This is a genomic window from Pseudomonas crudilactis, from assembly GCF_013433315.1.
Classification (GTDB): domain Bacteria; phylum Pseudomonadota; class Gammaproteobacteria; order Pseudomonadales; family Pseudomonadaceae; genus Aquipseudomonas; species Aquipseudomonas crudilactis.
Genome location: NZ_WXVV01000001.1, coordinates 379,314 through 401,448 on the forward strand (window position 1 = coordinate 379,314; position 22,135 = coordinate 401,448).

Consider the following 22,135-nt stretch of genomic DNA (forward strand, 5'->3'; position numbering starts at 1 on the left):
AGCCAATTTCTACAAGGTATACGACGGTCATATTCAGGCTGGTTCGCTGAGATTCGGTGCCCACGTCCCGTTTCGCGACAACACTTGCAAAGCAACCCCGAGCGATCTGATCTCTTGCTCACTGTGATCAGCCGACACTGCAAATCGCAGCATTGCCTTACCTTTGGCGATGATCGGATAAAAGACAGGGAACAGCAGCATGCCCTGATCGCGCAGGGCCCGTGCAGCCTGTAATCCGGCCTCTTCGGTTTCAAAAAAGGCCCCCCTGACTGGCGATTGAATACCAGCATTGAGCAACTGGTGATCGGTGACAGAATCTAAAAGGCTGACGTTTTTCCAGAGGCGCCGTTGCAGCACATCAATTTCATCAGTGAGATGAATTTGCGCCGAGGCAACATTCGCCGCGAGCATCGGCACCATAATGGAGTGACCAAATATCAATGGGTTTGCTGAAGTTCGGATGATCTCGACATCCTGCGATTCCGAGACCACGACAAAACCACCTGCACCGCCGAAAGCCTTGGAAAGTGACCCGGCCAGAATAATATTTGCAGGCAACGAATGATCTACCGCAGAAAACGCATAACCCGCACCATGTCGGCCGACAATCGAAATACCGTGCGCATCGTCTACATATAGATATCCCTGCGCAGACTCTAATCGCCGGGAAAGTTCGGCTATGGGTACCAAACCACTCATTGATCCAATGCCATCAATCAAGAGCACTGGGGTTTCGCCCCTGTTCGAGCACTCTTTCAGCGTGTCGGTCAGCGACTCCAGATCAGTAGATTCAACTCTGGAAACAGAACCGAATTGCTCAAGAATCCCCCTCAGAACTTGCATCGAAGCATGGGCAGTTTTGTCCATTAGCCAATGCACTCTCTTTCTGACGGGATAGCCCGCCAATGACCCACTGCCCAACAGAGGCAGAACACCTAGATGCACACTGCTGGTAGAGGTGAACACTGCAACCGCGCTACCTCTGTAAACCTGACCAAGCAGATCCTCCAGGTGAGGTAGATAATGCGGACGCATCGCACTCCGAGAAGAGGACAGGTGCAGCCCGCATTTGTTGAGTGCCCGTTGTGCAGCCTCAATCAGTGCAGGATGGGTTTCGAGCCCCAAATACGAGCACGACACAAATTCGGTGTACACACCTCCTTCCTGAAGGGTGATCTGCTTGCCGATACGACTCGTGACGGTAAAACCCGTCAACCCTTCCTCATAGGCAGTTGTCAGTGCACCGGTGGTGTTGCCACGGCGAATGCTCATCCAGTCTTGCTTGACTTGCACATCCATTGCTAAAGCTCCTTTCCAAATTTACTGAGGCTTGCGGCCGATAGTCATTACCGAGCTGCCCGACGCATCAGACTGGTCCTTGTCAATCACTGTTTGTATCTCTGCCAGATGAGCGAGCCTGAACAGTTCTCGCAACGCTTCGGCCTGATCCTCGCCGTGCTCCATCACAAGCCAGCCATCGCGAACGAGCAATCGGTCGGCGAGAGCAATAATCTGCCGAATCAACTCAAGACCATCGGCCCCGGAATAAACAGACGCAGGAGGATGGTGCTCACCCCATTCGGGCAGCAACTCCTGGGCCTGCGGAACGTAGGGAGGATTGGCGACAATAAGGTCGATCTGCTGATCAAATTGCGCAAACGCCTTTTCGTCGAGAATATCTGCCTGCAGGTGGTCTGCGTGTACGCCCTTGAACGACAAGCGATCAATATTGCGTTTGAGATACTGGATGGCTATCGGATCAAACTCTACGCAAGTGACGTCGAGATCAGGTCTGCGCCGGGCAATCGCCAGACCGATGGCGCCGCTGCCCGCACACAGATCCAGAACCTTTGAGCCCGACTCCAGCGCCGCACTGCGCTCAATCCATTTGTGAATGACTCTGCTATGAGGTCGCGGGATGAACACCCCACTCCCGACGACAAGCGACAAATCGTCAAAGTCCACCGTGCCGACAATATGCCCGAGCGGAATCCGGTTGCAGCGCTCTTGGACCGCCAACATGAACTCCTCCAGTGCCAAACTCTTATCCGCGCGCTCGATAAAGCGATCCACAAGACAACTCAGGTCTTCTTCCAGACTCCAGACGCCGGACTTTTTCAGCAGTTCTCGCGCCTGGTCAATAGCGAGGAACTCACGTTCAGTAAGACTCATGACCACTCCCGGTAATATTGGGAGAGTTTATTCAGGATTGACTCGTACAGATAAGAAAACGCTACTAACTCCGGTGGCGGAGTAAACGACGGGTGCAAATCATCTATCAACTTTTGATAGTTGCGCGACAACCCCTCATCCAGAAGTGGAAACCAATAAGGTTTTATATCCCAGCGATACTCATAGCCCGTTGCAAACATCTGTTGCACCGTTTCTTTAACAGTGTTTTCGCGGGCAAATCCGGTCAGTGGAGCGCGCACTGGCGTAAACGGACTGAGATCAAGACTATTACTTTTCATGCCAGTCAAACAGTCAGCTATATAGCCTGCCAATAACGGCGACTGATGCAACCCGTCCCGATAAGTGCCTGTTGCGAGCCAAAGCCCCTCTATACCGCACTCACCTATCAATGGGAATCCGTCTGCCGGAATGGGCCTGTTGCCGACCTGAATGGAAATGACTTCTGCTCCATGGAGATCCAAACTCAACTGATCGACAGCACAATCAAGCAAGAACTGCACATCCGAAATCAGCGCGTGTTTCTTAGGCTGCTCGGAAATAATATTGGTCGCCCCAAGGTATAGAATTCCATCACCACGGGGGACGCAGTGCAGGCCGCAGGCAAATGCACGGTTCGGGGTACGAATGACGGAGTTAGGCAGTTCGCCCCCCTCCGGCATTTTCACCAGTATGGACACGCCATACCCACTGAACAATGGTGGAATCCTCTTAACCACCTCGTCAAAGTGACTCAGCAAATCCAGAGAGTGAACGCCCGCAGCGACGATGACTTTTCGTGCCCAAAGTACCTCTCCACTGCCCAACTCCACACCAGTGACTACATCGCCCTCTGCCAGCACTCGCTCGGCACTCTCATTCTTCAGAGTGCCCCCTTCAGCGACAAATGCAGCATCCAGTTTTTCCAGTAACAGGTGGGAGTTCACTGAATGTTCGTTCGGAATGTACAGCCCTCGTAGAGGACGAACGAGATGATTCGGCTTGAGCCACTCCATTTTACGTGGATCGATGACTTCGAAGGGTTCGCCATACTCAGTCAGCGTGCTCTCGATAGTGTCGTAGTTGACGCTATCGACTTCGTCCATGCCCGCCGTATTGAGCAAAACGTGAGTCCCCATTGCAGTGAACAGGGATGTCGGATTACCAGAAGAAACGGCCAAACGTTCCGCCCAGCTTGGCCATAGTTGCTGGGCTTGACGATCCATATCCAGCTTCAGGCGGCCAAAATCGCTCGCCAGCAACCCACTGGTAACCTCACCAAAACAACCGTTCATTGCCCCGGCAGCCCTCGAGGCTGCATTCGCACGATCGGTTTCGCCGACCCGACAGACTTTTAAACCTCGCGATGACAACTCATACGCGATTGAACCACCCACAGCACCCGCCCCTACAACAATGACGTCGAACTCCATGTTTTGACCTCAAAATATTACTTACGGTTTAAGAGAATTGAATTTCCACCTTTTTAAAAACAAAACATTTCTATAGTTTCGTTACATACCAGTTCAATAGAGCATTTGTTTCATATTGTATCTTTGAAATACTTTCACACATTCAATCAACAAAAAGCCAGCAAAGCCTAACAAACACGAAGGCTAACCAATCAGTTAATCATCGAAACTTAAATTAATATTTTTCGGCCGCATACCAAACTTAAATGTTAAGTTACAAAATATCGATTTTTCGGCAAAACAGCCAACGATGGCTGAACTTAGATATGGAAAAGACTGGAGATTAATTTTCCTTCTCGCGGAAACGCAAACGCCCCGAACAAGTCGGGGCGTTTGTTTTTTTGCGTCACACGAGCCGAGCCGTGTGACATACCTACAAACCAATCAAGCGCTCTTAATAAGCCTTGCCAGTCTTGTAGAAGTTCTCGAAGCAGAAGTTGGTCGCTTCGATGTAGCCTTCAGCGCCACCGCAGTCGAAACGCTTGCCTTTGAACTTGTAGGCCATGACGCAGCCGTTCTGGGCTTGTTTCATCAGGGCGTCGGTGATCTGGATTTCGCCGCCCTTGCCTGGCTCGGTTTGTTCGATCAGGTCGAAGATGTCCGGGGTCAGGATGTAACGACCGATGATCGCCAGGTTCGACGGCGCGTCTTCCGGCTTTGGCTTCTCGACCATGCTGTGAACGCGGTAGATGTCGTCGCGGATCATCTCGCCAGCGATCACGCCGTACTTGCTGGTTTCCTGCGGGTCGACTTCCTGGATGGCGATGATCGAGCAGCGGAACTGCTTGTACAGCTTGACCATCTGGGTCAGGACGCCGTCGCCTTCGAGGTTGACGCACAGGTCGTCCGCCAGGACCACGGCGAACGGTTCGTCACCGATCAGCGGGCGACCGGTCAGGATCGCGTGGCCCAGGCCTTTCATTTCGGTCTGACGGGTGTAGGAGAACGAGCACTCGTCGAGCAGTTTGCGGATGCCGACCAGGTATTTTTCCTTGTCGGTGCCTTTGATCTGGTTTTCCAGCTCGTAGCTGATGTCGAAGTGGTCTTCCAGAGCACGCTTGCCACGACCGGTCACGATGGAGATTTCCGTCAGGCCAGCGTCCAGAGCTTCTTCAACGCCGTACTGGATCAGTGGCTTGTTTACCACCGGCAGCATTTCTTTAGGCATGGCTTTAGTCGCTGGCAGGAAGCGAGTACCGTAACCGGCTGCTGGGAACAAGCATTTCTTGATCATATAAGTCCTTGAAAGGGCTGTGTGTACGAGTTTCGGCGCAGTCTAATCAGGCGGCGTGCACCTTACAATGCCCCGCACTGGCTAACCGATGCCAACATAGAGAAATATTCTCGCCGATAGTTCCATCGACATCCGGGCGCAGCCAGATCAGCGTAGCTCAAAGCTGCCGGCAAACTGAATCACCATACGCTCATCGCCCCCCAATGCGAGCATTTGCCGGTATCATGGCGCCTTTGAACCAGCGAACGAGACAGATAGATGGCCGCGGTAAAAATCATCAATGGGTATGTGATCGACAAGAAAGACGGCAAGTGGACCCTGACCACTACCAACGGCGAGCACATCGCCGGGCCTTTCGACAGCGAGCAAATGGCGACCGATGTTGCTTCCGTATTCACGGACACTCCGGCATCGGCCAAGCGCCGTGGCAAAGATCAGGACTGATCAGCCCCGACATGCCCCAGCCCTGCCCTTGTGCAGGGCTTTTTTGTGCCCGCTGACAAACAAGTGGCCAAACGCTATAACCTTTTCACACCGGCGCTGTCAGAGCGTCTAGTCCCCCTCGCTGAAGACCATGAACATGACCCTGAAAAAATTCCTGCCACTGATCGCGGTAGTGGCACTGGCCGGCTGTGCCACCTCACAACCCACCTACCTGAACAACGGTGAACAGGGGCTTGCGATCGACTGCTCCGGCGAAGCCAACTCCTGGGCGACCTGCTATGAAAAAGCCGATGCGTCCTGCGCGGGCACTGGTTATCGCATCGTTGGCACTGACGGCACGCCCCAGCCCAAAGAGAGCGACAAAACCCTGGGTGTCGATGTCGGCAACTACAAGAACCGCAGTGTCGTCGTGGTCTGCAAATAGACCTTACATATGAATTTCGGCGAACTTGATTCCGAGTCCGCGCACCACCTCGATCAGATCGTCGAGTCGATTGAAAGACTCGACTTCGTCGTTTTCGTCGACCAGGAAGTAACTGCGGCCGGCGCTTTTCTTGAAAAACACAATCCATTCTCCCGGATTCGCCGGGTTCTGGATGACATGGGTGGCAGAGATCAGGCCCTCTACGTGGCGCTCCCGTACTTGCTCTCGCTTCATCGCGACTCCAGAAATGAAAATGCCGTCACAGCATGACTGCGACGGCATCGGTGCTGATGACTGTCAGTCTATCAGCCGGAAATACACGCATTGGCGGCCTTTTGCACGTCACGCGGGCGAACCGGCACATTCGACATGCGCTCATGCAACTTGATGCTGCTGCCACCGGAGCGATCTTCGATATCAAACACGGCTGCCGCGCCGGTAGAAAGTTTCCCCGGAACGATTACCTGAACCCCGTCCTTGTGTGGCTGCATTTGCAGCGCGCCGCGGCTGTCAGCCAGTTTCTCGGCCAGACACTGGGCATATTCATGGGGTTTCTTGCCGGAGATCACGCTCATGGTCGGCAGCGTTTCATTGATTTCAGAAACACTCGCACAACCACCCACAGCCAGAACCAACGGCAGACACACCACACCCCACTTCATACAATTCCTCCTTTAAAGACCGTCCGACAGCACAAATGCCGTTTTTCTCCGGGTCCTTCTGCATTTAACTCGCATCCGATCGCGAATATCTGTTCAAAATTGTCAAACCAACGCCCGACGGCCAGATAATAACCCGTGCAGACTGATAAACTGCGCGCAATTACAAGCTATCGTTTTGATTTTGTAGAAAAAGCCCTTCTGGAGGCGCCCATGAAATTCATTCACCAGCGCGAGCACCTCAACGAAGACGACATCGTCGTCATCCAATGCTCGCAAATGTGCAACATCCGTCTGATGAACGACGCCAACTTCCGCAGCTTCAAGAATGGCGGCCGTCACACCTATCACGGCGGCGCCTTCGACACGTTTCCGGCCCGTATCACCGCGCCGAGCACGGGTTTCTGGAACATCACCATCGACACCGTCAACCGTCGGCCAATCAGCGTCACGCGCAAGCCGACGCTGACCCATTCGATCAAGATCATCCGTCGTTCCAGCACCAAACTCAGCTGAGACACGTCGCTCAATCAGAAAGGAATGCATGACCGTGGCCCAAACGACCAAATACGTCATCAAGTACAAACTCAACGGTGAACGCCGCTTTGAGTTCGCGCAACTCGAAAACGGCACTGAAGAAGAGGCCAAAGCTGCCCTGGACGCGATTCACGGTCAGAGCGACGACGTGATCAGCGAAATCAGCGTCAGCAAAGCACTGTAAGGCGCGACCTCGAATTCGAGCGCAAGCGGCGGAGTGTTCTGCCGCAGGCCCTGCTTAAACTGACCGCCTCGACCATCAGTCAAGGCATCAGCATGTCAATGTCACCCTTCCGGCTGGAGCTGCTCGACTGGGCAAATCTGGAGCAGCAAATGGATCACGATGGTTGCGCGATTATCCGCTCACTGCTGTCGTCAGAAAGCTGCGAGCGTTTAAGTGCGCTCTATACGCAAGCCGAACCGTTTCGCTCGCAGGTCATCATGGCGCGTCACGGTTTCGGTCGTGGCGAGTACAAGTATTTCCGCTATCCACTTCCCTCAACCGTAGAACGCCTGCGCACTGCGCTTTACCCTCATCTGGTGCCGCAGGCAAACCGCTGGTTCGAGCGCATGAACCTGGCAACGCGCTTTCCCGAGATCCACAGCGAGTTCCTTCAGCACTGCCATGCCGCCGGCCAGACGCGCCCTACTCCGCTTCTATTGCAGTACGGCCCGCAGGACTACAACTGTCTGCACCAGGACCTGTACGGCGAATTGGTATTTCCCCTGCAAGTGGCGATTCTTCTGTCAGAACCGGGCAAGGATTTTACCGGCGGCGAATTCGTCCTCACCGAACAACGCCCGCGCATGCAATCGCGCCCATTGGTGCAAGACCTGAAACAAGGCGACGCACTGATTTTTGCCGTGAATCAACGCCCGGTCAAAGGCGGGCACGGCGACTATCGGGTGACCATGCGTCATGGCGTCAGTCGCCTGCACAGTGGAAAAAGGCATACCCTAGGTATCATCTTTCACGACGCAACCTGATGACCATGTCTTCAACAACATTCGACCTGTTCGCTGACCACGAACCCGAACAACAAGCCCGAGTCGAACAGATTGGCGAGCAATCCTGGTTATTGCGCGGCTTCGCCCTGCCGACTGTCGATCAGTTGCTGCCGGCACTGGACGTCGTTCTCGCCGCGGCGCCCTTGCGTCACATGGTGACACCGGGCGGTTTCAATATGTCAGTCGGCACCAGCAGTTGCGGTGACTGGGGCTGGATCACTGATCGCAGCGGCTATCGTTATTCGGCTGTCGACCCGCTCAACGGGCTGCCTTGGCCGCAGATGCCCAAATCGTTCGCTGCTCTGGCGCATTCGGCAGCCGAGCTAGCTGGTTTTTCTGACTTCATTGCAGATTCCTGCCTGATCAATCGCTATGTCCCTGGCGCAAAAATGTCATTGCATCAGGATAAAGACGAAAAGGACTACGCCGCGCCGATCGTTTCCCTGTCACTCGGATTGCCGGCCATGTTTCTGTTCGGTGGTTTTGCCCGCAGCGACAAGACCCGGCGAATCCCGCTGCTGCACGGTGACATAGTGGTCTGGGGCGGCGTTGACCGATTGCGCTACCACGGCGTATTGCCGATCAAGCAAGGTCAGCATCCACGCTTGGGTGAACAACGGATCAACCTGACGTTTCGGGTCGCTCGCTGAGCCCCAAAAGTTTGACCGCAAGGCCCGGAGTGTTGTGCCAGGCGAGGCTGGTTAACCTGAATCAAACAGGTCAACGGATTACTCATCATGAAAACGCTTTCGACCCCGCTCAACACCGAAAATGATCCACGCTGGGCCACCGTGCTTGCGCGCGATCCACAGGCGGATGGGCAGTTTGTCTACGCGGTGAAAACCACTGGCATCTACTGCCGCCCGAGCAGCCTCTCCCGCTTGCCGAAACCGCAAAACGTGGAGTTTTTCGATACCGCTGAACAAGCCGAAGCCGCAGGCTATCGCCCAAGCAAGCGTGCCAGCAAAGATCAGAGTGATGTGGCCGCACAGCATGCCGCGACCGTCGCCATTGCCTGCCGTCTTATCGAATCCGCCGAGACCTTGCCGGCACTGAATGAACTGGCAAAAACCGCCGGCCTGAGTCCGTTTCATTTCCATCGCGTATTCAAAGCCGCGACGGGGTTGACGCCCAAGGGCTACGCGTCGGCCCATCGCTCGCGCAAAGTCCGTGAGCGCCTGGCGGACGGCGGCTCGGTGACGGATGCGCTGTACGACGCTGGTTTCAATTCCAACAGCCGTTTCTATGAGGCAGCAGATCATTTGCTGGGCATGAAACCCGGCGACTATCGTGCGGCCGGGAAGAACAACGATATCCGCTTCGCTGTTGGCCAGTGCTCGCTCGGCGCGATTCTGGTGGCGCAAAGCGAGCGTGGGGTGTGCGCGATTCTGTTGGGTGACGACCCGCATCAACTGGTGTGCGACCTGCAGGATCAGTTTCGTAAGGCCAACCTGATCGGCGCCGATGCCGGATTCGAACAACTGATCGCCAAGGTCGTGGGGTTTATCGAAGCCCCGGCGCTTGGCCTGGACCTGCCGCTGGACGTTCGCGGCACCGCGTTTCAGGAACGCGTGTGGCAGGCGCTGCGGGAGATCCCGGCGGGCCATACGGCGAGCTACGCCGAAATTGCCCAGCGCATCGGCGCACCGACGTCCATGCGTGCAGTGGCCCTGGCTTGCGGAGCCAACCGCCTGGCGGTGGCGATCCCTTGCCACCGCGTGGTGCGCAGCGATGGCAATCTTTCCGGCTATCGCTGGGGTGTCGAGCGCAAGCGTCAGTTGCTGGAGCGTGAGACGACGTCCTGAGAGGCTGTCCCGCGCCGTCGGCGGCTGTCAGCGATTGACGTCCACCACAACCCGTCCGCGAAGTTGCCCGGCGAGCAATTTCGGCGCCGCATCGATGGCTTCACTCAGGCCGATTTCATGGCTGATCAAGGCCAGCAACGAGAAATCCAGATCCCTCGCCAAACGATCCCAAGCTTCCAGGCGACGGGCCTTGGGCTGGGTCACGCTGTTGATGCCGGCCAGCGTCACACCGCGCAAAATGAACGGCGCCACCGAGGCCGGGAAATCCATACCTTGGGCCAGACCACAGGCGGCGACGGTGCCTTCGGAGCGGGTGCTCGCGCAAGCATTGGCCAGTGTATGACTGCCCACCGAATCGATCACCGCTGCCCAACGCTCTTTGGCCAGCGGCTTGCCGGGCGCTGACAACGTGGCGCGGTCGATGATTTCACCGGCGCCCAACTGCTGCAGATATTCATGCTCGGAAACCCGGCCAGTCGACGCGACGACACGATAGCCAAGCTTGCTCAGCAGCGCGATGGCAAAACTGCCGACACCACCATTGGCGCCCGTCACCAGGACCTCACCCTGCTCTGGCGTCACGCCATTACGCTCAAGCGCGAGAATGCACAGCATCGCCGTATAACCGGCCGTGCCGATCGCCATGGCTTGCGCCGCTGTAAAGGCTTTGGGCAACGGAATCAGCCAGTCGCCATTGAGCCGCGCCTTCTGCGCCAGACCTCCCCAGTGGTTTTCGCCAACGCCCCAGCCATTCAGCACCACCTGATCACCCACTTTATAGTCGGGGTGGGAACTGGCTTCCACGGTGCCCGCCAGGTCGATCCCCGGCACCATCGGAAATTTGCGCACCACCGGGCTGCTGCCGGTAATCGCCAGACCGTCCTTGAAGTTCAGGGTGCTGTACGCGACGGCCACGGTGACATCGCCTTCGGGCAATTGCTCTTCGTTGACCTGTTGCAGGTTGGCGCGATAACCGCTGTCGTCTTTGTCGATCACAATGGCGTTGAACATGACTGCCTCGCATGACTGTTTTCAGAATGTCGTGCCTTGAAATACCACATCGCAACACGCTGCCACATTCGACTTTGCGCCAATCGGCGAATCCGCCGGGTATTTCCATGGCGGGCGACTATGCTTTTTCGACGGTCGTGCTTTTGCCGTTATTCCTTTAGAAATCGGCCTGTCGATGGAGCTGACAATGTCTTACCCGCGCTCGTTGTTAGTGATGTTGGTGCTGTGCCTGCTGACGTTCGGCAGCGCCTGGGCGGCACCTGCCGCTGAGGCCCCGAGCGAGCCGACCTGGCCGCAAGTCATCAGCAGCGGCAAAGCGAAACTGACGGTGTATCAGCCGCAACTCGACAGTTGGGATGGTTACACCCTCAATGCCCGTGCGGCCGTTGAAGCCACCGGCGCCGATGGCAAATCCACCTACGGCATTGTGCAATTCAGCGCACATACGCTGGTCGACAAGGCCACACGCTGGGTCGCGCTGGATCAGTACAGAATCATCAAGGCCGATTTCCCGGCTGATGCCAGTCAAGCCACCACGTGGGTCGCGGCTTTGCAGAAAGACGCCGAAAACCGCAAGAAAACCATCTCGCTGGATCAACTGGAAGCCGCGGTTGGCGTACTGTCAGCCGAGCAGAAAGCTGACAGCGCGCCACTGCAAAACACCCCGCCCACCATCGTCAGTTCCGACGTACCCGCCCTGCTCGTCTATATCGATGGCGATGCGGCCTATCGACCGGTAGACGGCACTGCACTGCAACGGGTGATCAACACTCGTCCGCTGTTATTGAAAGACGCGCAGGGCACACATTATCTGCACGTCTTCGATGGCTGGATGGTCGCCGACCAGATCAATGGCGCCTATACGCGTCTGGCCACACCGCCAGCAGATCTGGAGAAAGCCAGGCAGGCTGCCATTCAGAGCCGGCAGGTGGATCTGTTGACCGGGCAAAGCGACCCGAAAGACAAGGTCCCCAGCCTGGCCAAGCCGCCACAACCGAAAATCTTCATCGCCACAACCCCCACCGAATTGCTGGTCACCGATGGCGCAGCGCAGTGGTCGCCCATTCAAGGCACAGGCTTGCTGTATGTCACCAATACCACCGGGCACATCTTCAAGGAGATCGGTGACCAGAACAGCTATGTGCTGATCTCCGGGCGCTGGTTTCGCGCCACCGATATGAATGGCCCGTGGACGTTTACCCCGGCAGACAAACTGCCGGCAGACTTCGCCAACATCCCCGACGACAGCCCGAAAGAAAACGTCAAGGCGTCGGTCGCCGGCACGCCGCAAGCCAAAGAAGCGGCCATCGCCGCGACCATTCCGCAGACTTCAGCGATCAAGAAAAGCGCGGTAAAAATGACCGCGCCACAGTTCGATGGCGAGCCGCAACTCAAAGCCATCAATACCACGACGTTGCAATACGTGGTCAACAGCGCAACGCCCATCATCCGTGTCGACAACGACAGCTGGTACGCGGTGGAAAACGGTATCTGGTTCACCGCTACCAGCGTGAGCGGCCCTTGGGTAGTCGCCAGTTCCGTGCCGGCGGTGATCTATTCGATCCCGCCGAGCTCGCCCATGCATTACCTCACCTACGTCAAAGTCTACGAGTCCAGCGGCGATACGGTGGTGGTCGGCTACACGCCCGGTTATCAGGGTTCGAATCTGGATCCGGCCACAGGCGTCGTGGTGTATGGCACCGGTTATCCCTACACACCCTGGGTAGGCAGCGTCTGGTATGGCCCGCCGGTGACTTATGGGTTTGGCGTCGCCATTCGCTATACACCGTGGACGGGCTGGACCTTCGGTTTCGGTTTTGGCTGGAGTTGGGGCGGCAGCACTGTCGCCATGGGTTGGGGCTGGGGCGCCTATCCGTGGTGGGGCAATTACGGCTGGGGATACGCCTGGGGCCCGCACTTGTACCCAGCGCCGTTGGCCTGGGGCGGCGCCGCTTACGGTTACCGCGGTGGCGCGGTGGCCTGGGGTCCCGGTGGCTGGGCGGGCACTACCGGCAACATCTATCACCAATGGGGTGACCGGGCCACGGTCAGCCGCTATGGCGCCGGCTACAACGCCTGGACCGGCAATCGCTGGGCCGGTCAGGTCGGTTCTTCCTACAACTCACGCACCGGCGTGGCGGCTGCGGGTCAACGCGGTGCCGTGCACAACGTCTACACCGGTAATTACGCGGCCGGACGCAGCGGCGTGGCAGTCGGACCGAACGGTGGCGCAATTGCCGGCGAACGCGTCACCGCCGGCAATGCGCGCAACGGCACCCAGGTCACCGCCAATCGTGGCGCCGTGTACAACCCCAGCACTGGCAACACCACACAATATGGTGGCGTTCGCGGGCGCAATGGCGGCGCTGCACGCGTGGGTGACAACGTTTACGCAGGTCACGATGGCAACGTGTACAAAAAAACCGATAACGGCTGGCAACCAATGGTCAAGGGTGGCGCGACCCGGACTGCACCGGTCAATAACAATGCCCAGTTGCAGAATCTCAACCGTGAATCCGCCGCACGCAACTTCGGCAACCAGCGCACCAACAATTTTCACAACTCCTCACAATTGATGAATCGCTCGTTTGGCGGCGGCGGTGGCGGACTCCATCGACGCTGAAAAACTGCACGGGTTGTTCTGAATTTCGAACTGGCTGCGGATCCGCTTTTGCTGTTAAAAACCGGTTCTGCCGTCCCTGCCCGCTACCTCGTTCGGAGAACAGCTTTCATGAGCCAATGGCCAGACACCCGCATACTTGATCTGCTCGGCATTGAACTGCCAATCATCCAGGGCCCGATGGCCGGTGCGACGAATTCGTCCATGGTCATCGCCGTGTGCAATGCCGGTGGTCTGGGGTCAATGCCGGCGGCGATGCTGAGCATCGAGCAATTGCGCGAAGAGCTGAACACCATTCGCCAACACACCAACAAGCCCTTCAACGTGAACTTCTTCTGCCATCAGCCGCCGACAGCCGATGAGCAACGTGCACGTGACTGGAAGCATCTGCTGGAACCTTATTACCGCGAACTGGGTGCCGATTTCGCTGCACCGACGCCGGTGTCGAACCGAGCGCCGTTCGATGCGGCAGCCTGTGAGGTGCTGGAAGAATTTCGGCCGCAGGTGGTGAGTTTTCATTTCGGTCTGCCAGAGAAATCCCTGCTCGATCGAGTCAAGGCAACCGGAGCGAAAATCCTCTCCTCGGCCACCACTGTCGATGAAGCGATCTGGCTGGAACAGCACGGCTGCGACGCGATTATCGCCATGGGTTACGAGGCCGGTGGCCATCGCGGCATGTTTCTCAGTGATGACCTGAGCAGTCAGGTCGGCACGTTTGCCTTGGTGCCTCAGATAGTCGATGCGGTGACAGTGCCGGTGATTGCCGCCGGGGCTATTGCCGATGCACGCGGCGTCGCGGCGGCGTTCCTGTTGGGGGCCTCAGCGGCACAGGTTGGCACTGCCTACCTGTTCACGCCAGAAGCGAAAGTCAGCGCTTCTCACCACAAAGCACTGCGCACCGCCAAGGAAAGCGAAACGGCGGTCACCAATATTTTCACCGGGCGGCCGGCGCGGGGCATTCTCAACCGCGTCATGCGTGAGCTGGGACCGATGTCGCCGAAAGCGCCGGCATTTCCCTTGGCCGGTGGTGCGCTGATGCCATTGCGGGCAATCAACGAGGCAGAATTTGCCAACCTCTGGGCCGGTCAGGCATTCACCCTGGGCACAGACATGGGCAGCGCTGAACTGACCCGACAATTAGCTGAAGGTGCACTGGCAAAACTCACTCGTCATTGAAGCTGCGCAGTGTGAGGATTCAGGCGTCCTCACACGGGTTTCAACCAACACTTCCTGTTTGGCGGCATTTCGCTATATATTCCACTATATAGCGAATTACCCCCCTTGCATGGGCGCAGTCCACTTCCAACAATAACTGCGCTCTGCACTCGCCAATAACGGAGCTGTTACATGACCATTCGTGCCTCACGTTTTGCCCCTGTCTGCGTGGCCTCCTTGCTCGCGGTCTTCGCCGTCGGCGCTGTTCAGGCTGATGAAGTTCAGGTAGCGGTTGCGGCCAACTTCACCGCGCCGATCCAGGCCATCGCCGCCGATTTCGAAAAAGACACCGGGCACAAACTGGTCGCCGCCTACGGCGCCACCGGCCAGTTCTACACCCAGATCAAAAACGGCGCGCCGTTCGAAGTGTTCCTCTCCGCTGACGACACCACCCCGGAAAAACTCGAGAAAGAAGGCGACACCGTCAAGGGCTCGCGCTTCACCTACGCCGTCGGCACACTGGCGTTGTGGTCGGCGAAAGAAGGTTATGTCGATGGGAAAGGCGAGGTGCTGAAAAAGAACGAGTACCTGCACCTGTCCATCGCCAATCCGAAAGCCGCACCCTATGGCCTGGCCGCCACGCAAGTGCTGGAAAAACTCAAACTGACCGAGGCGACCAAAGCCAAGATCGTTGAAGGTCAGAACATCACCCAGGCTTATCAATTCGTCTCCACCGGTAACGCCGAACTGGGCTTCGTGGCCCTGTCGCAGATCTACAAGGACGGCAAAGTCAGCAGCGGTTCGGCATGGATTGTCCCTGCTGATATGCACGACCCGATCAAGCAAGACGCTGTCATTCTCAACAAAGGCAAAGACAACGCCGCCGCCAAGGCCCTGGTTGAATACCTCAAAGGCCCGAAAGCCGCTGCGGTGATCAAGTCCTACGGTTATCAGCTGTAAATGTCGCTGACGAGTGCCGATTTCGCGGCGATCTGGCTGACGCTGAAACTGGCGTCCCTGACCACCTTGATCCTGCTGGTTGTCGGCACGCCGATTGCCCTGTGGTTGTCGCGTACCCGCTCGTGGTTGCGCGGCCCGATCGGGGCAATTGTCGCCCTGCCCCTCGTGCTGCCACCGACCGTGATTGGTTTCTATCTGTTGCTGATGATGGGGCCGCACGGATTTCTCGGCCAATTTACCCAATGGCTGGGCCTGGGCACCTTGACCTTCAGCTTCACCGGCCTGGTGATCGGCTCGGTGATCTATTCCATGCCGTTCGTGGTGCAGCCGTTGCAAAACGCGTTTTCGGCGATCGGCACCCGCCCACTGGAAGTCGCCGCTACTTTGCGCGCCAATCCGTGGGACACATTTTTCAGTGTGATCCTGCCGCTGGCGCGTCCTGGTTTTATCACTGCGGCGATCCTCGGCTTCGCACACACCGTCGGTGAGTTCGGCGTGGTGCTGATGATTGGCGGCAACATTCCCGACAAGACCCGCGTGGTTTCCGTGCAAATCTACGATCACGTCGAAGCAATGGAATACGCACAGGCCCACTGGCTGGCCGGGGCGATGCTGGTGTTCTCGTTTCTGGTGTTGCTGGCGCTGTACTCCAGCCGCAAAACCCGCGCAGGTTGGAGCTGACCAATGATTGTTGTACGTCTGAAACGGGTCTATGCGGACTTCGGCCTCGATGTCGACCTGAACTTGCCCGGCCGTGGCGTGACCGCGCTTTACGGGCATTCCGGCTCGGGCAAAACCACCTGCCTGCGCTGTATCGCCGGGCTTGAACGCGCTGAACATGGCTTCGTGCAGATCAACGACGAAGTCTGGCAGGACAGCGACAACGGCATTTTCGTCCCGCCACACAAACGGGCGCTCGGCTATGTGTTTCAAGAAGCCAGCCTGTTTGCGCACCTGTCGGTATTGGCCAATCTGCAATTCGGCCTCAAGCGCATCGCCAAGTCCCAGCGTCGGGTAGACATGGCGCAGGCCACTGAACTCTTGGGTATCGGTCATTTGCTCGAACGTCATCCGCAGCATTTGTCGGGAGGCGAACGCCAGAGAGTCGGTATCGCCCGTGCGTTGCTGACCAGCCCGAAACTGCTGTTGATGGACGAGCCACTGGCTGCTCTCGACAGCCAGCGCAAAAGTGAAATCCTGCCGTACCTGCAACGCCTGCATGACGAACTGGACATTCCAGTGTTGTACGTCAGCCATGCGCAGGACGAAGTCGCGCGGCTGGCAGACCATCTGGTGTTGCTCAGCGAAGGTAAAGCGCTGGCCAGCGGCCCGATCGGTGAAACCCTAGCACGTCTCGACCTGCCGATGGCGATGGGCGATGACGCTGGCGTAATCATTGAAGGCCAGGTCAGCGCCTACGATGCCGAGTATCAATTGCTCAGCCTGCAATTGCCGGCCACCGAGATGAGCATTCGCGTCACCCACGCACCAATTGCATTGGGTCAGCCCCTACGCTGCAAAGTGCACGCCCGGGACATCAGCCTGAGCCTGCAGAACAGCGAGTTCAGCAGCATTCTCAATCGGCTGCCGGTCACCGTGGTCAGCGAGCAATCAGCAGACAATGCCGCCCACGTGCTGATTCGTCTCGACGCCGGCGGTACGCCATTGGTCGCACGCATCACGCGCTACTCCAGAGACCAATTGGGCGTGCATCCGGGCCAGCATTTATGGGCGCAGATCAAAGCGGTCGCGGTCCTCGCCTAAATCATTCGGCACCACGGCAACGGCGTGCGGTCAATCGTTTTACAGACCGCCGCGCCATTAAAGGAAACTACCGTGCCCGACACCGTGCTGACTGCCGACCTGCCATCCGACCTGCATTACGTCGACGACACCCAGCCCGGTATCACCCGCAAGAAACTGCGCGGCAAGTTCTGCTACTTCGAGCCGTCAGGCCAGCGCATCACCGACACCGACGAAATCAAACGCATCAATGCCCTCGCTGTACCGCCGGCCTACATCGATGTGTGGATTTGCCCCGATCCGCAAGGTCATTTGCAAGCCACCGGCCGTGATGCCCGTGGCCGCAAGCAATATCGTTATCACGCGCGTTGGCGCGAAGTGCGCGATGCCGATAAATATTCGCGGCTGCGCGAGTTTGGCCTGGCCTTGCCGAAACTGCGCAAGCAACTGGAAGCGTTGTTGGCCGCGCCCGGCTTCAGTCGCGACAAGGTCATGGCCACCGTAATCACCCTGCTTGATGCGACGCTGATTCGGGTCGGCAACACGCAATACGCCCGCGACAACCGCTCCTACGGCCTGACCACCCTGCGCAGCCGGCATGTCGAAGTCAACGGCAGTGCGATCCTGTTTCAGTTTCGCGGCAAGAGCGGCATCGAACACCAGATTACCGTCAAGGATCGGCGGTTGGCGCGGATTATCAAGCGCTGTCTGGAGATTCCCGGGCAGAACCTGTTTCAGTATCTGGATGAAAACGGTGAGCGGCACACCGTCAGCTCTTCCGACGTCAACGCCTACCTGCAAACCCTGACCGGTGCCGACTTCACCGCCAAGGACTATCGCACCTGGGCTGGCAGCGCCCTGGCGTTGGCGGTATTGCGCGAACTCAAGCATGAATCCGAGACCGAGGCCAAACGGCATGTGGTGGAGATGGTGAAAAATGTCTCCAGGCAGTTGGGTAACACCCCGGCGGTGTGTCGCAAGTGTTATATCCACCCGGCGGTGGTGGAGAATTTCATGCTCGGCACCCTCGCCGAATTACCGCGCCCCCGCGTGCGCAAAGGCCTGCGCGCCGAAGAAGTGGCTTTGGCAATGTTTCTTGAACGCATGAGCGACATCACCACCGCGCCTTGATCGACAACTTATCGCCCAGCTACAGGCCAGGACCGGCCGTTCACCAGCGTCGAAGATTGGTGCCCGTTGAGCAACGCCTGGATTGATCGGAACGCCGAGAAAGGCGCCGGCAACCGACGAGTTGACCTGTCTATTTTTTGCACGATTGCCGGAGGCTTCTATAGTTGATCTGACACGAATCAGCTGCGGTGACGCCATGGAAGACATTTTCGTTGTGAAGCGTTGCAACAAGATCATCATTCATGGTCGACGCGCCGGAGACAGCCAGCATGATCCCGCCGAAGCCCTGAGTTGGTTTCGCATCTGCGATACCCGCACCAACGGCTTCATCGGCGATGGCTACGACGTTGAAGAGGATGCACGACGTGAATGCAAACGCCTCAACGCAGCCAGTTCCCCAAAAGCGGTCCGCGAATCGTCCGGCTGATGCCGATCATAAGCGGGTCTATACTGAAACCAGCTGAAGGAGCAGCGCCCCACGGCACAAGGCTCGCGACGCGCGGGCTTTTTGCTGCAGCTCAGGTTTCATAGAACGGAGGTGTTTCATGTCCGAAAAAGAGTCCATCACCACCCTCCTCACCCTGCTCGACGCCCGTCAGGCACGCCTCGCGGCCGCTTGCAAAGAGATCGCCGACTGGGTCGACCACCAAGGCGGGCACCCGACCGCCCTGCGCATCCGCGACCGCCTTAACGATATCGAAAAGGATGCCCCGCTGATCCGCAACACGCTATCGGCGCTCAAACCTGTTGATCGGCCACTGCCTCGATTCAGGTAAACCGGTTGCGTAACGTTCATCGAAAGAGGCTCCAGGAGCGGTGATACAAGCGTCACCGCGCTGTCGCTTGTGCGCTGTTTGTATATTTCCTGTGCGGGTTGTTTCTTTTCACATAAAAATCACATCGGCGCGCCTACAGTGCATTCACTCCTTTAGATAAAACCCCTCTCGCCCGCCCGCATGCGGGTGTTTTTTTGCGTGCTGATCCAGTCAAAGAACTGCGCTGTCCATGAACGGTCAAAACCTGTACACGTCACGAAGGAGACAGTTCATGGTCATTCACTTCAACGTCGGCGGCCATTTGGCCTGTGGTCATAAAGGCAAACAACTGGCAGCAAGCAAAGAGCTCAATCGCGTAAAGTGCCGCAGTTGCCGTAATACCGAAGCCTACAAACAGGCGAGAAAAGATCAACGCAATGCCGCGCGCCGCAACGCCCGGCAAGCAAAAACCGCACACGCCACGAACTGGCGCGCCGAGTGGATTGAGCGGTTGACGGAGATGGCCGGTCTACAACGACTGCCTCGGGGCTTTGCTGGACAGGCATTCGTTTAGACCTGGATGAACAAGGGCCGATTAATCGGCCCTTGTTTATTTGTCAGTTGTACGCTGCAGCTTTTCAACCTGTTCAATGCCTGATTGAGCAGGTGCTTTTTGCCCCCAGCTTCTTCAGGCTTCTCGCTTTTCCAAGATCCTTCTTTAGGTTGAACCCGGAGTTCACTCTCACGTTTTCTTGTGGCGTTCACATGCCTGCGCATGACCGGCAGGCATACCAAAGCATTAGTTTCAAACACCCATGTCTGGTGGTCAGTCTCCGGCCTTTGCCCAAATATTGCCCAGACCGAGGCTCACGCCTTGTCGCTTCTTTATCTCAACCATTCAAAGGGTGTTGCACATGACTGACGAGACCAGCGGAACCACACGTCGAGGCTTGATCACTACCGGGGCCATGGCCGCTACCCTCGCGGTGGCGTTGCCTGCACTGGCGGCGCAGTCAACACAGACGACCGCGCCAACGGGCGGCAGAAGCGCTGGCAGTGCCAATGGCTCTGGATTGTTCACCGTCAAGGACGGTACGCAGATTTTCTACAAGGACTGGGGGCACGGCCAGCCGCTCGTTTTTCATCACGGCTGGCCGCTTTCGAGCGACGACTGGGATGCGCAAATGCTGTTTTTCCTCAACAAGGGCTTTCGGGTCATCGCCCATGATCGACGTGGTCATGGCCGCTCTTCGCAGACCGCTGTCGGCAACGAAATGAACACCTACGCCGCCGACGTTGCCGAGTTGATGGCGCACTTGAACATCCGTAACGCCGTGCACATCGGCCACTCCACCGGCGGTGGCGAGGTGGCGCGTTATGTGGCGCGTCATGGTCGCGGTCGTGTGGCCAAAGCCGTATTGATCGGTGCTGTCCCGCCGCTGATGGTGCGCACCGCGAACAATCCGGGCGGCATCGCACTGGACGTGCTCGATGGCTTGCGCAAAGCAGTAGCGGAAAATCGCACGCAGTTTTATCGGGATTTCCCAAGTGGCCCGTTCTATGGGTTCAACCGCCCAGGCGCCAAAGTCAGCGAAGCGATCATTGAAAACTGGTGGCGCCAGGGCATGAGCGGAGGGGTCAAAGCGCAGTACGACTGCATTCGTGCATTCTCCGAAACCGACTTCACGGATGACTTGAAAACTATCGATGTGCCGACCCTGGTACTGCACGGCGAAGATGACCAGATCGTACCGATCGCCAACTCGGCTCAGCTGTCGATCAAACTGCTCAGGCACGGCACGCTGAAAACCTATCCCGGCCTGCCCCACGGCATGTGCGCCACCCACGGCGAACAAATCAATGCGGACCTGCTGGCGTTCATCAACGCTTGAGACAGACCGATAGCCGGAAAGCGCGTGCACATGGCAATAAAAAGCTCCGATTGAATCGGAGCTTTTTATTGGCTCGACGATGATTTGGCCCGACGTCAGCCTACCTCGCCGCCAATAACGTCGAACCGATGCGCGAGGGCGTTGAAGATTTTGGCACCACCTGCAATTCAATAGGCACTCCGAGGAACGCCTGGCACCGCGAACGCAGCCAGCGTTGCCCGGCATCGTTGTGCGCCGCGGCACGCCAGACCATCGTAAGCTCCTGCACCGGCAGTGGCAGCGGCACGGGTTCGGCTCTGACGCCCTCCACCGAGACCATCGCCCTAGCGACATAATCCGGGACGATAGCCAGCATCTCGCTGTGCGCCAGCAGTCTGGGCAGCGCACTGAACTGCGGCACCGCCAACACCACTTTGCGGCGCCGATCCAGACGACTCAGGGCATGATCGGCCTGATCGGTGGCGTTGCCCATGCAAGACACAACGGCGTGCGGACGTTGGCAGAATTCATCCAGGTCCAATTCGCCGGGACGATCATCCGTGCGCAGGAGCATTGGCCGGATCGGGCGCAGCACCTTGCGGCGCGCGCTGGCTGGCAAATCGAGTGTGTGGCTGATGCCCAGCGAGATTTCGCCGTTGAACAGCCGCTGTGACATTTGTTGCTGGTCGACGCGCAGCACGATCAACGTGATGTTCGGCGCCTCGGCACGCAGATGCCGCAACAATCGGGGCAGCAACGCGTATTCGACATCATCGGACAGACCGACCTGAAACGTCGCGTCACTGGTGCAGGGTTCGAACGATTGGCATCGGTTCAACGCCGCGGCAATGCCATCCAGTGCCGGCGTCAGATTGGCGAAAATTTCTTCCGCCCGCGCCGTGGGCTCCATCAATCTGCCAGCACGCACGAACAACGGGTCATCGAACAAATGGCGCAAGCGGCCCAACGCGGCGCTGATGCTCGGCTGACCGAGAAACAGTTTTTCACCGACGCGGCTGACATTGCGCTCATGCATCATTGTCTCGAACACCACCAGCAGATGAATGTCGATGCGACGCAGATCATTTCTGTTCATGGAGTTCACCACCCGGCATGCGGCCATTGAGATCGACAGAG

General features: G+C 57.6%; 25 protein-coding genes. 17 read left to right on the top strand and 8 right to left on the bottom strand.

The features are described from left to right. Positions 1-33 precede the first annotated feature (33 nt). From GTU76_RS01570 to galU, 4 genes are all read right to left on the bottom strand, one after another. Positions 34-1,299, bottom strand: a complete 1,266-nt coding sequence (locus GTU76_RS01570) for an aminotransferase class I/II-fold pyridoxal phosphate-dependent enzyme (protein ID WP_122607746.1) — start codon at positions 1,297-1,299, stop codon at positions 34-36. A 21-nt stretch (positions 1,300-1,320) separates the two neighbouring features. After that, positions 1,321-2,172 (bottom strand): HemK/PrmC family methyltransferase, encoded by an 852-nt coding sequence (locus tag GTU76_RS01575; protein WP_064117932.1) that lies wholly within the window; start codon positions 2,170-2,172, stop codon positions 1,321-1,323. Continuing rightward, positions 2,169-3,602, bottom strand: a complete 1,434-nt coding sequence (locus GTU76_RS01580; protein WP_180697921.1) for an NAD(P)/FAD-dependent oxidoreductase — start codon at positions 3,600-3,602, stop codon at positions 2,169-2,171. Before GTU76_RS01580 ends, GTU76_RS01575 begins: the two co-directional genes overlap by 4 nt. A 433-nt stretch (positions 3,603-4,035) precedes the next feature. Further along, positions 4,036-4,875: a UTP--glucose-1-phosphate uridylyltransferase GalU gene (gene galU / locus GTU76_RS01585; RefSeq protein WP_007912230.1), complete on the bottom strand. Its 840-nt coding sequence runs from the start codon at positions 4,873-4,875 to the stop codon at positions 4,036-4,038. A gap of 258 nt (positions 4,876-5,133) precedes the next feature. On the opposite strand from galU, the gene GTU76_RS01590 reads away from it, so the two are divergent. Beyond that, positions 5,134-5,319 (top strand): hypothetical protein, encoded by a 186-nt coding sequence (locus tag GTU76_RS01590; RefSeq protein WP_007912238.1) that lies wholly within the window; start codon positions 5,134-5,136, stop codon positions 5,317-5,319. 142 nt (positions 5,320-5,461) lie between these two features. Next, entirely contained in the window at positions 5,462-5,743 is a 282-nt protein-coding gene (locus tag GTU76_RS01595) for a hypothetical protein (protein WP_026000600.1), read from the top strand. A 3-nt stretch (positions 5,744-5,746) separates the two neighbouring features. On the opposite strand, the gene GTU76_RS01600 is transcribed toward GTU76_RS01595, so the two are convergent. Beyond that, positions 5,747-5,977, bottom strand: a complete 231-nt coding sequence (locus tag GTU76_RS01600; protein WP_007912247.1) for a hypothetical protein — start codon at positions 5,975-5,977, stop codon at positions 5,747-5,749. Between the two features lie 71 nt (positions 5,978-6,048). After that, positions 6,049-6,405: a hypothetical protein gene (locus GTU76_RS01605; protein ID WP_016984993.1), complete on the bottom strand. Its 357-nt coding sequence runs from the start codon at positions 6,403-6,405 to the stop codon at positions 6,049-6,051. Positions 6,406-6,615: 210 nt separating this feature from the next. Here GTU76_RS01605 and GTU76_RS01610 point away from each other — a divergent pair, with 210 nt between their 5' ends. From GTU76_RS01610 to ada, 5 genes are all read left to right on the top strand, one after another. Continuing rightward, complete coding sequence (locus GTU76_RS01610; protein ID WP_016984992.1) at positions 6,616-6,918, top strand: DUF1883 domain-containing protein; 303 nt, start codon at positions 6,616-6,618, stop codon at positions 6,916-6,918. A 28-nt stretch (positions 6,919-6,946) separates the two neighbouring features. Continuing rightward, entirely contained in the window at positions 6,947-7,123 is a 177-nt protein-coding gene (locus GTU76_RS01615; protein WP_016984991.1) for a hypothetical protein, read from the top strand. Between the two features lie 92 nt (positions 7,124-7,215). Continuing rightward, positions 7,216-7,926, top strand: a complete 711-nt coding sequence (locus GTU76_RS01620) for a 2OG-Fe(II) oxygenase (protein ID WP_180697922.1) — start codon at positions 7,216-7,218, stop codon at positions 7,924-7,926. Between the two features lie 5 nt (positions 7,927-7,931). Then, the gene (gene alkB, locus GTU76_RS01625) at positions 7,932-8,597 is read left to right on the top strand and encodes a DNA oxidative demethylase AlkB (protein WP_180697923.1); all 666 of its coding nucleotides are present in this window, start codon (positions 7,932-7,934) and stop codon (positions 8,595-8,597) included. Between the two features lie 87 nt (positions 8,598-8,684). Next, positions 8,685-9,752 carry a bifunctional DNA-binding transcriptional regulator/O6-methylguanine-DNA methyltransferase Ada gene (gene ada / locus GTU76_RS01630; RefSeq protein ID WP_180697924.1) on the top strand — a complete coding sequence of 356 codons (1,068 nt, stop codon included), beginning with the start codon at positions 8,685-8,687 and terminating at the stop codon, positions 9,750-9,752. A gap of 27 nt (positions 9,753-9,779) precedes the next feature. Here ada and acuI read toward each other — a convergent pair whose 3' ends face one another. Further along, the gene (gene acuI, locus GTU76_RS01635) at positions 9,780-10,763 is read right to left on the bottom strand and encodes an acrylyl-CoA reductase (NADPH) (RefSeq protein WP_016984987.1); all 984 of its coding nucleotides are present in this window, start codon (positions 10,761-10,763) and stop codon (positions 9,780-9,782) included. A gap of 187 nt (positions 10,764-10,950) precedes the next feature. On the opposite strand from acuI, the gene GTU76_RS01640 reads away from it, so the two are divergent. The 10 genes from GTU76_RS01640 (at position 10,951) to GTU76_RS01685 (ending at position 21,019) form a co-directional block, all read left to right on the top strand. After that, on the top strand, positions 10,951-13,386 hold the full coding sequence (locus GTU76_RS01640; RefSeq protein ID WP_180697925.1) for an autotransporter: 2,436 nt from the start codon (positions 10,951-10,953) through the stop codon (positions 13,384-13,386). 108 nt (positions 13,387-13,494) lie between these two features. Then, on the top strand, positions 13,495-14,559 hold the full coding sequence (locus GTU76_RS01645; RefSeq protein WP_016984985.1) for an NAD(P)H-dependent flavin oxidoreductase: 1,065 nt from the start codon (positions 13,495-13,497) through the stop codon (positions 14,557-14,559). Positions 14,560-14,730: 171 nt separating this feature from the next. Further along, positions 14,731-15,498: a molybdate ABC transporter substrate-binding protein gene (gene modA, locus GTU76_RS01650; RefSeq protein ID WP_180697926.1), complete on the top strand. Its 768-nt coding sequence runs from the start codon at positions 14,731-14,733 to the stop codon at positions 15,496-15,498. Beyond that, on the top strand, positions 15,499-16,179 hold the full coding sequence (modB, locus tag GTU76_RS01655) for a molybdate ABC transporter permease subunit (protein WP_016984983.1): 681 nt from the start codon (positions 15,499-15,501) through the stop codon (positions 16,177-16,179). Between the two features lie 3 nt (positions 16,180-16,182). Then, on the top strand, positions 16,183-17,262 hold the full coding sequence (gene modC / locus GTU76_RS01660) for a molybdenum ABC transporter ATP-binding protein (RefSeq protein WP_016984982.1): 1,080 nt from the start codon (positions 16,183-16,185) through the stop codon (positions 17,260-17,262). Between the two features lie 72 nt (positions 17,263-17,334). After that, positions 17,335-18,372: a DNA topoisomerase IB gene (locus GTU76_RS01665; RefSeq protein ID WP_095120945.1), complete on the top strand. Its 1,038-nt coding sequence runs from the start codon at positions 17,335-17,337 to the stop codon at positions 18,370-18,372. Positions 18,373-18,568: 196 nt separating this feature from the next. After that, entirely contained in the window at positions 18,569-18,799 is a 231-nt protein-coding gene (locus GTU76_RS01670; RefSeq protein WP_016984981.1) for a hypothetical protein, read from the top strand. A 118-nt stretch (positions 18,800-18,917) separates the two neighbouring features. After that, on the top strand, positions 18,918-19,148 hold the full coding sequence (locus tag GTU76_RS01675; RefSeq protein ID WP_008082703.1) for a hypothetical protein: 231 nt from the start codon (positions 18,918-18,920) through the stop codon (positions 19,146-19,148). A gap of 271 nt (positions 19,149-19,419) precedes the next feature. After that, complete coding sequence (locus GTU76_RS01680; protein ID WP_016984980.1) at positions 19,420-19,701, top strand: hypothetical protein; 282 nt, start codon at positions 19,420-19,422, stop codon at positions 19,699-19,701. Positions 19,702-20,041: 340 nt separating this feature from the next. Next, complete coding sequence (locus GTU76_RS01685) at positions 20,042-21,019, top strand: alpha/beta fold hydrolase (protein WP_049802123.1); 978 nt, start codon at positions 20,042-20,044, stop codon at positions 21,017-21,019. Positions 21,020-21,119: 100 nt separating this feature from the next. Here GTU76_RS01685 and GTU76_RS01690 read toward each other — a convergent pair whose 3' ends face one another. Next, positions 21,120-22,094 (bottom strand): LysR family transcriptional regulator, encoded by a 975-nt coding sequence (locus GTU76_RS01690; protein WP_016984978.1) that lies wholly within the window; start codon positions 22,092-22,094, stop codon positions 21,120-21,122. Positions 22,095-22,135 lie beyond the last annotated feature (41 nt).

Coding starts and splice junctions, on each gene's coding strand:
- GTU76_RS01580 (WP_180697921.1), bottom strand. CDS start 3,602: ATGGAGTTCGACGTCATTGTTGTAGGGGCGGGTGCTGTGGGTGGTTCA.
- GTU76_RS01690 (WP_016984978.1), bottom strand. CDS start 22,094: ATGAACAGAAATGATCTGCGTCGCATCGACATTCATCTGCTGGTGGTG.
- GTU76_RS01590 (WP_007912238.1), top strand. CDS start 5,134: ATGGCCGCGGTAAAAATCATCAATGGGTATGTGATCGACAAGAAAGAC.
- GTU76_RS01610 (WP_016984992.1), top strand. CDS start 6,616: ATGAAATTCATTCACCAGCGCGAGCACCTCAACGAAGACGACATCGTC.
- GTU76_RS01680 (WP_016984980.1), top strand. CDS start 19,420: ATGGTCATTCACTTCAACGTCGGCGGCCATTTGGCCTGTGGTCATAAA.
- GTU76_RS01570 (WP_122607746.1), bottom strand. CDS start 1,299: ATGGATGTGCAAGTCAAGCAAGACTGGATGAGCATTCGCCGTGGCAAC.
- GTU76_RS01640 (WP_180697925.1), top strand. CDS start 10,951: ATGTCTTACCCGCGCTCGTTGTTAGTGATGTTGGTGCTGTGCCTGCTG.
- modA (WP_180697926.1), top strand. CDS start 14,731: ATGACCATTCGTGCCTCACGTTTTGCCCCTGTCTGCGTGGCCTCCTTG.
- modC (WP_016984982.1), top strand. CDS start 16,183: ATGATTGTTGTACGTCTGAAACGGGTCTATGCGGACTTCGGCCTCGAT.
- GTU76_RS01675 (WP_008082703.1), top strand. CDS start 18,918: ATGTCCGAAAAAGAGTCCATCACCACCCTCCTCACCCTGCTCGACGCC.
- alkB (WP_180697923.1), top strand. CDS start 7,932: ATGTCTTCAACAACATTCGACCTGTTCGCTGACCACGAACCCGAACAA.
- GTU76_RS01600 (WP_007912247.1), bottom strand. CDS start 5,977: ATGAAGCGAGAGCAAGTACGGGAGCGCCACGTAGAGGGCCTGATCTCT.
- GTU76_RS01670 (WP_016984981.1), top strand. CDS start 18,569: ATGGAAGACATTTTCGTTGTGAAGCGTTGCAACAAGATCATCATTCAT.
- GTU76_RS01575 (WP_064117932.1), bottom strand. CDS start 2,172: ATGAGTCTTACTGAACGTGAGTTCCTCGCTATTGACCAGGCGCGAGAA.
- ada (WP_180697924.1), top strand. CDS start 8,685: ATGAAAACGCTTTCGACCCCGCTCAACACCGAAAATGATCCACGCTGG.
- modB (WP_016984983.1), top strand. CDS start 15,499: ATGTCGCTGACGAGTGCCGATTTCGCGGCGATCTGGCTGACGCTGAAA.
- galU (WP_007912230.1), bottom strand. CDS start 4,875: ATGATCAAGAAATGCTTGTTCCCAGCAGCCGGTTACGGTACTCGCTTC.
- acuI (WP_016984987.1), bottom strand. CDS start 10,763: ATGTTCAACGCCATTGTGATCGACAAAGACGACAGCGGTTATCGCGCC.
- GTU76_RS01615 (WP_016984991.1), top strand. CDS start 6,947: ATGACCGTGGCCCAAACGACCAAATACGTCATCAAGTACAAACTCAAC.
- GTU76_RS01645 (WP_016984985.1), top strand. CDS start 13,495: ATGAGCCAATGGCCAGACACCCGCATACTTGATCTGCTCGGCATTGAA.
- GTU76_RS01685 (WP_049802123.1), top strand. CDS start 20,042: ATGACTGACGAGACCAGCGGAACCACACGTCGAGGCTTGATCACTACC.
- GTU76_RS01620 (WP_180697922.1), top strand. CDS start 7,216: ATGTCAATGTCACCCTTCCGGCTGGAGCTGCTCGACTGGGCAAATCTG.
- GTU76_RS01605 (WP_016984993.1), bottom strand. CDS start 6,405: ATGAAGTGGGGTGTGGTGTGTCTGCCGTTGGTTCTGGCTGTGGGTGGT.